Raw genomic sequence first — 12,202 nt, 5'->3', positions numbered from 1 at the left:
TCTCGCGGGGTCGGCTCTGCCCGAAGGGCGCGGCGAGCAAGAGCCTGGTGACCAGTCCGCTGCGGCAGACCAAGGTCCGCTACCGCCGGCCGTACTCGACGCAGTGGGAGGATCTGGAGCTCGACACGGCGCTCGACATGATCGCCGACCGGATCCTCGCCGCCCGCGAGGAGACCTGGGAGGACGTCGACGCCGAGGGTCGGCCGCTCAACCGGACGCTGGGTATCTCCAGTCTGGGTGGGGCGACGTTGGACAACGAGGAGAACTACCTCATCAAGAAGTTGTTCACCGCGATGGGGGCGCTGCAGATCGAGAACCAGGCCCGTATTTGACACTCCGCCACCGTCCCCGGTCTGGGGGCCAGCTTCGGTCGTGGCGGTGCGACGGATTTCCAGCAGGACATCGCCAACGCTGACGTGATCGTCATCCAGGGCTCCAACATGGCTGAGGCACACCCGGTGGGTTTTCAGTGGGTGATGGAGGCGAAGCGTCGGGGCGCGAAGGTTTTCCACGTCGACCCCCGGTTCACGCGGACGAGTGCGGTCGCGGATGAGTACCTACCGATCCGGGCGGGCACGGACATCGCGCTGCTCGGTGGGGTGGTGCGCTACATCCTCGACAACGAGCTGGACTTCCGGGAGTACGTGCTCGCGTACACCAACGCGGCGACCATCGTCAGCGAGGAGTTCAGCGACACCGAGGACGGCGACGGCTTCTTCTCCGGCTTCGACCCGGAGACCGGCGCCTACGTGCAGGACAGCTGGCAGTACGAGGGGCACGAGGGTTCGTCGGGCAGTGGGCACACGGCCCAGGAGCGGGACAGCGCGGCGGGGTTGACGCACGAGTCGCACGGCGCGCAGGTGAGCGGGCAGACCCGCCGCGATGAGTCGTTGCAGCACCCGCGTTGCGTCTACCAGATCCTCAAGCGGCACTTCGCCCGCTACACCCCCGAGATGGTGGAACGGGTCTGCGGCATCTCGCAGGCGCAGTTCCTGGAGTTGGCGCGGGCGTGGACGACGAACTCCGGCCGGGACCGGACCGGCATGCTGATCTACTCGGTGGGCTGGACGCAGCACAGCGTCGGCGTGCAGTACATCCGCACCGGTGCGATCATCCAGCTCCTGCTGGGCAACATGGGCCGCCCGGGTGGCGGGGTGATGGCGCTGCGCGGGCACGCCAGCATCCAGGGGTCCACCGACATCCCGACGTTGTTCAACCTGCTGCCCGGTTATCTGCCGATGCCGCACCACGCCGAACACCCGAGCTTCGAGGAGTGGGTGGACAGCATTCGCCATCCGGGGCAGAAGGGGTTCTGGGGTAACGCGGGGTCGTTCGCCGCCAGCCTGCTCAAGGCGTACTGGGGTGACGCGGCGACGCCGGAGAACGACTTCTGTTACGGCTACCTGCCTCGGCTGACCGGTGATCACGGCACGTACCAGCAGGTGCTGAACATGATCGACGGCAAGATCAAGGGGTACTTCCTGCTCGGGCAGAACCCGGCGGTCGGGTCGGCGCACGGACGCGCGCAGCGGCTCGGGATGGCCAACCTCGACTGGTTGGTGGTCCGCGACCTGTTCATGATCGAGAGCGCGACGTTCTGGCAGAACGGCCCCGAGGTCGCCACCGGCGAGATCGTGCCGCAGGAGTGCCGCACGGAGGTGTTCTTCCTGCCCGCCGCGTCGCATGTGGAGAAGGAGGGCACGTTCACCCAGACGCAGCGGTTGTTGCAGTGGCGGGAGAAGGCCGTCGAGCCGCCGGGCGACGCCCGCTCGGAGCTGTGGTTCTTCTATCATTTGGGCCGCAAACTGCGGGAGCGGCTGGCCGACTCGCCGCTGCCGCGCGACCGTGCGCTGCTCGACCTCGCCTGGGACTATCCCACGCACGGTCCGCACGCGGAGCCGAGCGCCGAGGCGGTGCTGCGCGAGATCAACGGGTACGACGTGGCCAGCGGCCGTCCGCTGTCCAGCTTCGCGGAGGCCCGCGCGGATGGCTCCACCGCTATCGGTTGTTGGATCTACACCGGCGTGTACGCGGACGGGGTGAACCAGGCGGCCCGGCGCAAGTCCCGGCACGAACAGGACTGGGTGGCCGCCGAGTGGGGTTGGGCGTGGCCGGCGAACCGGCGCATCCTCTACAACCGTGCCTCCGCCGACCCGGACGGCAACCCGTGGTCCGAGCGCAAACGCTACGTGTGGTGGGACGCGGAGAAGTCCGAGTGGACCGGCTACGACGTGCCGGACTTCGAGAAGACCAAGCCACCGTCGTACCGGCCGCCGCCCGGCGCGTCCGGGCCGGAGGGCATCGCTGGCGACGACCCGTTCGTCATGCAGGGCGACGGCAAGGGCTGGTTGTACGCGCCCAGCGGTGTCCTGGACGGGCCGCTGCCGACGCACTACGAGCCGGTGGAGTCGCCGGTGCGTAACCCGCTCTACGGCCAGCAGGCCAACCCGACGCGCAAGATGTACGCACACCCGGTGAACTCGGTGAACCCGAGTCCGCCGCAGGAGCACGCTCAGGTGTTCCCGTACGTGTTCACTGTCAGCCGGCTCACCGAGCACCACACCGCCGGTGCGATGAGCCGGACGGTGTCACCCCTCGCGGAGCTGCAACCGGAGATGTTCGTCGAGGTGTCCCCGGCCCTGGCCGGCGAGGTCGGGCTGACGCATCTGGGTTGGGCGCACCTGGTCACCGCCCGTGCGGCGATCGAGGCACGGGTGCTGGTGACCGACCGGCTCACCCCGTTGCGGGTGGACGGCCGGATCATCCACCAGGTGTGGTTGCCGTACCACTTCGGTTTCGAGGGTCTGGTGACCGGCGACTCGGCCAACGACCTGTTCGGCATCAGCCTGGACCCGAACGTGCTGATCCAGGAGAGCAAGGTCGGCACCTGCGACGTGCGGCCGGGCCGCCGTCCCACCGGCCCGGCGTTGCTCGACCTGGTGGCCGACTACCAGAGGCGCGCCGGGATCATCCCGGGCCAGCACGCGCCGGCCGTGACCACCGACGACGAGGGGAAGGAGCACGGTGCTTCCTGACCCGAACAGCCTGTACGGTCCGCTGGACCCGGCACCCGAGGCAGGCTATGAGAACGCGCCGTCGCGGATGGGGTTCTTCACCGACACCAGCGTCTGCATCGGCTGCAAGGCCTGCGAGGTCGCCTGCAAGGAGTGGAACGGCGTTCCGGAGAGCGGCCTGGACCTGCTCGGCATGTCGTACGACAACACCGGCGCGTTGACAGCGAACTCGTGGCGACACGTCGCGTTCATCGAGCAGCCCCGCCCGGCCGGGCATGGTGTCGCCCTGGCGGACGTCCTCGGGGCGCCGGTCGACGCCGACCGGGCCCGGCCGGTCGACGCGGGACCGCAGTTTCTGGGGATGCCGGGGGTCCAACCACCGGGCCGTGGCACGGGCGTCGAGGAGCGCACGGATTTCCGGTGGTTGATGATGTCGGACGTCTGCAAGCACTGCACCCATGCCGCCTGCCTGGACGTGTGTCCGACGGGTTCGTTGTTCCGCACGGAGTTCGGCACGGTGGTGGTGCAGGAGGACATCTGCAACGGGTGTGGGTACTGCATCTCGGCGTGTCCGTACGGGGTGATCGACCAGCGTAAGGGCGACGGTCGGGCGTGGAAGTGCACGCTGTGCTACGACCGGTTGGGCGCGGGGATGACTCCGGCGTGTGCGCAGGCGTGTCCGACCGAGTCGATCCAGTACGGGCCCCTGGACGAGCTGCGTGAACGCGCCGCCGCCCGGGTGGCGACGTTGCACGACAGGGGCGTCCCCGAGGCCCGGCTGTACGGGCACGACCCTGACGACGGCGTGGGTGGTGACGGCGCGTTCTTCCTGCTCCTGGACGAACCCGAGGTGTACGGGCTGCCGCCCGACCCGGTCGTGACCACCCGTGACCTGCCGAAGATGTGGAAGCGCGCCGGCCTCGCCGCTCTCGCCATGGCGGCGGCGACCGTCGCCGCGTTCGTCGGAGGTTCCTCATGATCCCGTCGGGCCCCGTGGGCGACCGGTTCCGTCGCTTCCGGGAGCGGCTCGCCGACGAGGGCGGCCACCGACCACAGGCGAGCCTGGAGCGGCCGGGCAGCACGACGGGCGCAGAGCATGCGCGGGGTGCAGAGCCGCCGGCGGGCGCGGGCGATCACTCGGCCGGCAGGGCCATCACCACCGACAGGGACAGCACCAGCGGTGACGAGGTCGGCAGGGGCCGCCGGGGTGACCAGACGGTGCGGCGCAGCGGCGAACCTCCCGGCCGGCGGCGCAGGCGGCGCGGCGGGGGCGCCGAGGAACTGCGGGTGCCGGAGGCCGAGTTCACGTCCTATTACGGTCGGCCCATCCTCAAGGGGCCGGTGTGGAAGTGGGACATCGCCGCGTACCTGTTCACCGGCGGGCTGGCAGCCGGCTCGTCACTGCTGGCCGCGGGTGGGCAGCTCACCGGGCGGCCCGCGTTGCGGCGCGCCGGTCGGGTCACCGCGTTGGCCGCCGTCAGCGCCAGCGCCGTCTTCCTGGTCAAGGACCTGGGCCGGCCGGCGCGGTTCCACCACATGCTGCGGGTGGCCAAGCCGACCTCGCCGATGTCGATGGGTACCTGGATCCTCACCGCGTACGGGCCGGCGGCGGGTGTCGCCGCGATCGCCGAGGCGGCCGGTGTGCTGCCCCGGCGCGGTCTGCTCGGGCTGGCCGGCCGGGCGCTGCCGTCGATCGGGCACGCCGCCGGGCTGCTCGCCGCCGGCACCGCTCCGGCGCTGGCCACGTACACCGGGGTGTTGCTGGCCGACACGGCGGTGCCGTCGTGGCATGAGGCGTACCCCGAGCTGCCGGTGATCTTCGCGGGCAGCGCGTTGGCCAGCGGTGCCGGCGTGGGTCTGCTCGCCGCGCCGCCGGCCCAGGCCGGGCCGGCCCGCCGGATGGCGGTGGCCGGCGCGGCCCTGGAGCTGTACGGCGCGCATCGGGTGGAGACCCGCCTCGGCCTGCTCAGCGAGCCCTACCGGTTGGGTCGGCCGGGTCGGTTGCTGCGCGCTGGGCGGCTGCTGACCGCCGGCGGGGTGGCGGGTGCTCTGCTGGGCCGGCGCAGCCGGATGGTCGGGGCGCTCTCGGGGACCGCGCTGCTGGCCGCGTCGGTGCTGACCCGGTTCGGCATCTTCTACGGTGGTGTCGCCTCGGCCCGCGACCCCCGGTACACAGTGGTGCCGCAGCGCGAGCGGGTGGAAGCGCGGCGGACCGCCATGGATCTTCCATCTGACTGGGCGGAGCCGCCCGCGGTGTGATCGAATGGCCGGTGGAGGCGTTCAGGCGGCTGGTGCCCCTCCCGGTCTTCAAAACCGGAGTGGTCCGGGACCCGGGCCAGGCGGGTTCGATTCCCGTCCGTCTCCGCCACACCGCTTGCAGGAGATGACGTGATGGGCGACGGCCCGGTGGACCCGCGACGTCGGGTGCCCCGTACGGACACGCTGCTCGCCGACCCGGTGCTGGCCGCCGCCACCGTGACTCTCGGCCGGGAGCAGGTCAAGGCCATCGTCTCCCACGCGCAGGGCCGCGCCCGTCGTGGTGAGCTCAACCCCGACGAGGTACGCGACGCGGCGGTCGCCGCGTTGCCCACGCCCGGCCCCCGGGTGGTGCTCAACGCCACCGGTGTCGTGCTGCACACCAACCTGGGCCGGGCGGCGTTGTCGTCCGCCGCGGTCGCCGCGGTGGTGGCCGCCGCCGGGCACACCGACGTCGAGTTGGACCTGGCCACCGGCCGGCGGGCCCGCCGCGGCCGGGGCGCGCTCGACGCGCTGGCCGCCGCCGTGCCCGACGCGGGCGCCGTGCACGTGGTCAACAACGGCGCCGCCGCGCTGGTGCTGACCGCCACCGCGTTGGCCGCCGGCCGGGAGATCGTGGTCAGCAGGGGCGAACTGGTCGAGATCGGCGACGGTTTCCGCCTGCCAGACCTGCTGGAGAGCACCGGCGCGCGGCTGCGCGAGGTGGGCACCACCAACCGCACCACAGTCGCGGACTACGCCGCAGCGCTCGGCCCGCAGACCGGTTTCGTGCTCAAGGTGCACCCGTCGAACTTCCGGATCACCGGCTTCACCTCCGCCGTCGGGGTACGGCAACTGGCCACGCTCGGGGTGCCGGTGGTCGCGGACATCGGCTCCGGGCTGCTCGGCGCGGACCCGCTGCTGCCCGACGAACCGGACGCGGCCAGCACCCTGCGAGCGGGCGCCACGCTGGTCACCGCCAGCGGCGACAAGCTGCTCGGTGGGCCGCAGGCCGGGCTGCTGCTCGGTGACGTCGAGGTGGTCGAGCGGCTGCGACGTCACCCGCTGGCCCGGGCGCTGCGGGTGGACAAGCTCACAGTGGCCGCGCTCGCCGCCACCCTGCAACAACCGCACACACCGACTTACGCGGCGCTGCACGCCGAGCCGGGCACTCTGCGGGAACGGGTGGAGCGCCTGCGGGACCGCCTCGGCGCGGACGGCCGCAAGGCGGAGGTGGTGCCGGCCGTCGCGGTGGTCGGCGGGGGCGGCGCCCCCGGCGTGGAGTTGGACTCGTGGGCGTTGAGCCTGCCCGAGCGGTACGCGTTCCCGCTGCGCACCGGAAACCCGCCGGTCCTCGGGCGGGTGGTGCACGGGCGGCTCCTGCTCGACCTGCGCTGTGTGCCCGCCGACGCCGACGACACTGTCCGCGCGGCGGTGCTGCGCGTACCCGGGGACGACTGAACGTGTTCGTCGTCGCGACCGCCGGGCACGTCGACCACGGCAAGTCGACACTGGTCCGGGCGTTGACCGGGATGGAACCCGACCGGTGGGCCGAGGAACGCCGCCGGGGGATGACCATTGACCTGGGTTTCGCCTGGACGACGCTGCCGTCCGGCGGCACCGTCGCCTTCGTCGACGTACCCGGGCACGAGCGGTTCGTGCCGAACATGCTCGCCGGGGTCGGCCCGGTCCCGGCAGCGCTGATCGTGGTGGCCGCCGACGAGGGCTGGATGCCGCAGTCCGCCGAGCACCTGGCCGCGCTCGACGCGCTCGGCGTCGCGTACGGCCTGCTCGCGGTGACCCGCGCGGACCTGGCCGATCCGGGGCCGGCGACGGCCCGCGCCCGCGCCGAGATCGCCGCGACCAGCCTCGGCGCGGTGCCGGCGGTGGCGGTCAGCGGCCTGACCGGCGCCGGCCTGCCGGAGCTGCGGGCCGCCCTGGACCGCCTCGCCGCCCAGTTGCCCGCGCCGGTCGTGGACGACCCGGTCCGGCTCTGGGTGGACCGCAGCTTCACGGTGCGGGGCAGCGGCACAGTCGTCACCGGGACCCTCGGGGGCGGCCGCCTGCGGGTCGGCGACGAACTGGAGCTGGCCGGCACCGACGAACCGGTCCGGGTCCGCGGCCTGCACTGCCTGGGCGAGGCCCGCCCGGAGGCGGCGGCGGTCGCCCGGGTCGCGGTCAACCTGCGGGGTACGCCCCGCGACCGGCTCGGCCGGGGCGACGCGCTGCTCACCCCGGGCCGGTTTCACCACACCGACCTCATCGATGTCCGGCTCGCCGGCGACCCGGCCGGCGACCTGCCAGCCACCCTCACCCTGCACGTCGGGTCGGCGGCGGTGCCGGTACGGGTGCGCCCGCTCGGCCCGGACACCGTCCGGCTGCGGCTGGCCCGCCCGCTGCCGTTGCTGGTGGGTGACCGGGCGCTGCTGCGGGACCCGGGCCGCCACCACGTCAGCGGCGGGGTGCGGGTGCTGGACGTGGCGCCGCCACCGCTGGGCCGACGGGGGGCGGCCGCCGCCCGCTCGCAGGTCCTCGCCGAGTTGGACGGTCGACCCGACCTGGCGGGGGAGCTGCGCCGTCGCCGACTGATCCGGGCCGGCGCGTTGATCCGGATGGGTGTGCCGGTGCCTACCGGGCCGGGGCGGGACAGCCCGGCGTGGGCGGCGCCGGTGGCCGGTGACTGGCTGGCCGACCCCGCACACTGGCGGCAGCTCGGCGAGCGGCTGACCGAGGAGGTCGCCCGGCACGCGCGGGAGCACCCGTTGGAGCCCGGAATGCCGGTGGACGCCCTGCGTCAGCGCCTCGCCCTGCCCGACCGGGTGCTGGTCGAGGCGCTGGTCCGGCCGCCGCTGCGGATCCACGCCGGTCGGGTTGGGGCGGCGAACGCCAACGCGCTGCCCGAACCGGTGGCCCTGGCCGTGAGCCGGGTCCGCGCCGAGTATGGCGACCGGCCGTTCCGCGCCCCCGAAGCGGACCGCCTCGTCGACCTCGGTCTGGGACCTCGGGAGATCGGCGCCGCGGTGCGGGCCGGGGCTCTGCTGCGTCTGGCCGACAACGTGGTGCTGCTGCCCGACGCGCTCGACGACGCGGTCCGGGTGTTGGCCGGGTTGCCGCAGCCGTTCACCCTCTCCGCTGCCCGGCAGGCGTTGGACACCACCCGCCGAGTGGCGGTGCCCCTGCTGGAACTGCTGGACCGGCGGGGCGCGACCCGCCGGCTGCCCGACGACGCCCGGATCGTCGTCACCTGAACGCGCGCCCTTGCGGGGCTGACAGGGTGGCGTGGGAATGCGACGGTGGGCTGATGGTCGAGGTGATGGCGTCCCGGGCGCGGCCGTTCGGTGGCCGCTGGCGGGAGATCGTCTCGGTGGCGCTGCGCTGGGGGCTGCCGGTGCTGTGGGTGCTGTGGGCCGGTCTGGCGTGGTGGGTCGAGCCCCGCGCGTCGACCGAGGCCCAGCTCGACCGGGATCTCGCGGCCGGCCGGGTGGTGAGCTACCAGCGGGCGTACGGCTGGGCCGACGACGGCGCCTACTGGGGGAGCCGGCCGCGTGTGCAGTACGCGGCCGACGGGGGGATGCTGACCTGGACCGTGTCGAACGGCCAGAACCGGTACGCCGCTGGGGCGCCGTTGGCCTCGGACTCGTCCCCCGTCGGGCCGGACTCGTCGGCGAGCACCGGGTGGGACGCGCGGCGTGCCGCAGTCGACGGTTCGGGGCAGGCCGGGGGCGGCACCGCGCACCCGATCGGGAACGCCGCGGCTCTGCTCGCCGGTGTGCTGACCGTGCTCTGGCTGGGGCGCTTGATCGGTGGCGCGCCGCCGCTGGTCGGCACCCGGTGGTTCTGGTTCTGGGTCGGCCTCCTGCCGTTCGGGACAGGTGTGCTGGCCTGGACCTACCGGGAGCTGTGGAGACCACCGCCGGTGCCGGTGCCTGACCGGGGCTCGGGGTGGCGTGGGTTCGGCTGGCTGATCCTCGCCGCGGTCGGCATCAGCCTCCTGGTGTCCGTTGCCCGCATCGTGTTCGGGACGACGGTGGTGCCGGGCTGAGCGGCGGTTGCTGGGCCAACCGGCCACCCGGCCGACGTTGGTCACCTACGGTGACGCCATGGACCCTTCGGCGGTCTGGCGGGACCGGCAGCACAAGTGGCGGATCGAGGCGTACCGGGCGCCGGATCTCCGTTTCGCCATCTACGCCACCAACGGCCCCACCGAGTCGGTGCCGCTGTGGCTGTTCGGCATGTCGGCCCTGGCCCGCTGGCTGATGACCCACGCCATCTCGCTGGACGACCTGGAGGTCGACTGAGCGGGGGCGCGGTCGCAAACACCGCCCACGCCGCGCCCCGCTGCGGTTGAGTGACCTCAGGCGGCGGACGGGGGCACGCGATGGGCAGTCAGCTCGGGCAGTTGGCGTTGGTGGCCGTGCTGGTGCTGGTCAACGCCGCGCTCTCCGGCAGCGAGATGGCGCTGGTGACCCTGCGGGAGGGGCAGTTGCGGCGGCTGGGCCGGCGAAGCCGCGCCGGTGACCGGTTGGTGCAGCTGTCCCGCGACCCGAACCGCTACCTGGCCACGATTCAGCTCGGCATCACCCTGGCGGGGTTCCTGGCCTCGGCGGCGGCTGCGGTGTCGTTGGCCTCTCCGCTGGTCGGGCCGTTGGGTTTCCTCGGCGCGGCGGCGCGTCCCGCCGCGGTGCTGCTGGTGACCGTGCTGCTGACGTTCGTCACGCTGGTGCTCGGTGAGTTGGCCCCGAAGCGGCTGGCCATGCAGCGGGCTGAGCGTTGGGCGTTGCTGAGCGCCGGCCCGTTGGATCTGTTGGCTCGGGTGTCCCGGCCGGCGGTGTGGCTGCTCAGCCGGGCCACCGACGCGGTCGTGCGGCTCGCCGGTGGTGACCCGCGGGCCAACCGGGAGGAGATGACCGAGGAGGAGTTGCGGGAGATGCTGGCCAGCCAGCGCGGTCTGTCGGCCCAGCAGCGGGAGATCCTGACCGGCGCGTTCGACATCGCCGGCCGGACGCTGCGGGAGATCCTGGTCGCCCGGCGGGAGGTGACGACGCTGCCCGCCGATCTGGCCGCGGACGAGGGCGTCCGGCGGCTCGCCGCCGCCGGACGGTCCCGCGCTCCCGTCACCGGCCCCGGCGGCCTGGACGAGGTGCTCGGGGTGGTGCACATCCGCGACCTGGTGCGGGCCGGCACCGCTGAAGTGGGTGAGCGGGTCCAGGCGCCGCTGCTGCTGCCGGTGACCCTGCCGGTCGCCGACGCGATGCGTCAGCTGCGCCAGGAGCATCAGCAACTGGCCCTGGTCGTCGACGAGCACGGGGGCATCGACGGCATGATCACCATGGAGGACCTTCTGGCCGAGGTGGTCGGTGAGTTGTACGACGAGACCGACCGGGACGTGCGCGGGGTGGTCCGGGAATCGGACGGGTCCCTGCTGGTGCCCGGTGACTTCCCGCTGCACGACCTGCCCGACCTGGGGGTGCGGTTGAGCTTCCCGTTGTCCCGGGACTACACGACAGTGGCTGGTCTGGTGCTGGCCCGACTGCGGCACCTGCCGGAATCCCCGGGTGAGACGGTGCGGCTGCCCGGTCTGACCCTGCAGGTGGTGGAGGTCGCCGACCGTGCGGTGCGCCGGGTACGCCTCTGCGGGTTCGTCACCGAGCGCTGAGTGTTCACCCAGAAGGCTGACAAAAGGTCCAAATCGACAAGACGGGAAACGCGGTACGCCTACGGTGCCAGACGTGAAGGACCGAGGGTTGCGTACGTTCGTCACGGTGCTGGCCGGCCTCGCGGTGATCTACTTCGGCAGCGCCGGCCGCAGCCCCGAGGAGGGCCGTGGCATCTCCGGCGGGGTGGTGGTCCTGGCGCTGCTCGCCGCGTTGCTGGTGTGGCACCTGACACGGCCGGGGGACAAGACGGTCAAGTGAGCGCCTCAACGGGCGGCGACACGGGTGACCTCACCGGCGGACTCCTCACCCAGCGCCACCCGTACCAGCGCTGACGCGAGCCGGCCGAAGTCCGGTTCGTCGACGAGACCGGCGAGTCGGTCCGGGGACCCCGGCAGGCCCAACCGCTTCGCCCCGGCCAGGGCCCGACGGTCGGCGTACGGGCGCACGTCCGACCAGACCGTCTGTGCCTCGCGCAGGTAGATGTCCGCGCCCGTGGGGCCGATGCCGGGGAACTCGGTGAGCCGCCGCCGCAGCCCGGCCGGGTCGCCCTGGGCCTCCCGGTGCAGGCGTCGCAGGTCACCGTGCCAACGGTCCAGGCACAGCCGGGCGCCGGTGCCGAGCATGGTGGCGGTCCGCTCGTCGTAGCGGCGGTAGTGGCCCCGGCCCAACGCGTCGACGCGCTCCTGCCAACTGGCCGCCTCCATCGCCTGTGGGGTGCGGTAGCCGGCGGCGAACAGTTCCCGCGCCGCGTCCACCGCCACGCACGCGCGGATCCGGGTGCTCAGCAGCGTGGTCAGCACCAGCAGCTGGTACAGCGGCCCCGGCCGGTCGGCAAGCCGGATGCCGGCCTCCTCCGCGTACGTGCGGCCACGCCGGTCGAGCAACACCCGCACCACACGTCGATCATTGCCCACCCGGTCGGGTTACCCACTTGAGGAGCGGCTAGCCGTCGCACCGCCGGCCGAGGCCGGAATGCCATCGGGGCGGGCGGGTATGCCGACGGTGGAGGCGGCTTCTGCCGCCTGCCGTACCGGAGGGAGACACCCCGTGACGAACCCGCAGCAGCAGGAGTTGCGCCGCAACGCACTGGGCGCCACCAGCCAGGACAACAAGGGCCCCGCCCCGGGCGGGCATCCGGCCAACCGCGGCTCGTCGCGCGGCGACGCCGGTCGTCCGGTGCCCAAGGGGCAGGTGTCGCCGTACGGCCCGGCCGGTGAGCCGGTGGCCGAGGACGACAGCGACACCCGCTGACGGACCTAGCGACCGCGGCCTGGCGGCCGTCGCAACCTGTTCCAG

11 protein-coding genes and 1 tRNA gene are annotated in these 12,202 nt (G+C 73.1%); 11 read left to right on the top strand and 1 reads right to left on the bottom strand.

The window, feature by feature from the left end; translation table 11 throughout:
* The 10 genes from fdh to AB0B48_RS28010 all read left to right on the top strand — a co-directional run.
* On the top strand, positions 1 to 3,035 hold a 3,035-nt coding region (gene fdh / locus AB0B48_RS28055; protein ID WP_357206717.1), incomplete at its 5' end, for a formate dehydrogenase.
* Positions 3,025 to 3,993, top strand: coding sequence for a 4Fe-4S dicluster domain-containing protein (locus tag AB0B48_RS28050; RefSeq protein ID WP_357206715.1), 969 nt, complete (start codon positions 3,025 to 3,027; stop codon positions 3,991 to 3,993). The genes fdh and AB0B48_RS28050, both read left to right, overlap by 11 nt.
* Positions 3,990 to 5,273 carry an NrfD/PsrC family molybdoenzyme membrane anchor subunit gene (gene nrfD / locus AB0B48_RS28045; protein WP_357206713.1) on the top strand — a complete coding sequence of 428 codons (1,284 nt, stop codon included), beginning with the start codon at positions 3,990 to 3,992 and terminating at the stop codon, positions 5,271 to 5,273. Before AB0B48_RS28050 ends, nrfD begins: the two co-directional genes overlap by 4 nt.
* A gap of 13 nt (positions 5,274 to 5,286) precedes the next feature.
* Positions 5,287 to 5,382 (top strand) — tRNA-Sec (locus AB0B48_RS28040).
* Between the two features lie 23 nt (positions 5,383 to 5,405).
* Positions 5,406 to 6,710 carry an L-seryl-tRNA(Sec) selenium transferase gene (gene selA, locus AB0B48_RS28035; RefSeq protein ID WP_357206711.1) on the top strand — a complete coding sequence of 435 codons (1,305 nt, stop codon included), beginning with the start codon at positions 5,406 to 5,408 and terminating at the stop codon, positions 6,708 to 6,710.
* Positions 6,711 to 6,712: 2 nt separating this feature from the next.
* Positions 6,713 to 8,497, top strand: a complete 1,785-nt coding sequence (gene selB, locus AB0B48_RS28030; protein WP_357206709.1) for a selenocysteine-specific translation elongation factor — start codon at positions 6,713 to 6,715, stop codon at positions 8,495 to 8,497.
* Positions 8,498 to 8,550: 53 nt separating this feature from the next.
* On the top strand, positions 8,551 to 9,291 hold the full coding sequence (locus AB0B48_RS28025; protein WP_357206707.1) for a hypothetical protein: 741 nt from the start codon (positions 8,551 to 8,553) through the stop codon (positions 9,289 to 9,291).
* 58 nt (positions 9,292 to 9,349) lie between these two features.
* Positions 9,350 to 9,547 (top strand): hypothetical protein, encoded by a 198-nt coding sequence (locus tag AB0B48_RS28020; RefSeq protein WP_238669770.1) that lies wholly within the window; start codon positions 9,350 to 9,352, stop codon positions 9,545 to 9,547.
* 80 nt (positions 9,548 to 9,627) lie between these two features.
* Entirely contained in the window at positions 9,628 to 10,905 is a 1,278-nt protein-coding gene (locus tag AB0B48_RS28015) for a hemolysin family protein (protein ID WP_357206705.1), read from the top strand.
* A gap of 73 nt (positions 10,906 to 10,978) precedes the next feature.
* Complete coding sequence (locus tag AB0B48_RS28010; RefSeq protein ID WP_036410487.1) at positions 10,979 to 11,164, top strand: hypothetical protein; 186 nt, start codon at positions 10,979 to 10,981, stop codon at positions 11,162 to 11,164.
* Between the two features lie 5 nt (positions 11,165 to 11,169).
* Here the strand turns inward: AB0B48_RS28010 and AB0B48_RS28005 are convergent, their stop codons facing one another.
* On the bottom strand, positions 11,170 to 11,820 hold the full coding sequence (locus AB0B48_RS28005) for a hypothetical protein (RefSeq protein WP_357206703.1): 651 nt from the start codon (positions 11,818 to 11,820) through the stop codon (positions 11,170 to 11,172).
* 133 nt (positions 11,821 to 11,953) lie between these two features.
* Here AB0B48_RS28005 and AB0B48_RS28000 point away from each other — a divergent pair, with 133 nt between their 5' ends.
* Positions 11,954 to 12,157, top strand: a complete 204-nt coding sequence (locus tag AB0B48_RS28000) for a hypothetical protein (RefSeq protein ID WP_355007565.1) — start codon at positions 11,954 to 11,956, stop codon at positions 12,155 to 12,157.
* Positions 12,158 to 12,202 lie beyond the last annotated feature (45 nt).

The sequence above is a fragment of the Micromonospora sp. NPDC049089 genome, from assembly GCF_040648775.1.
Lineage (GTDB): Bacteria > Actinomycetota > Actinomycetes > Mycobacteriales > Micromonosporaceae > Micromonospora.
This window is presented reverse-complemented; position numbering and strand designations above follow the sequence as displayed.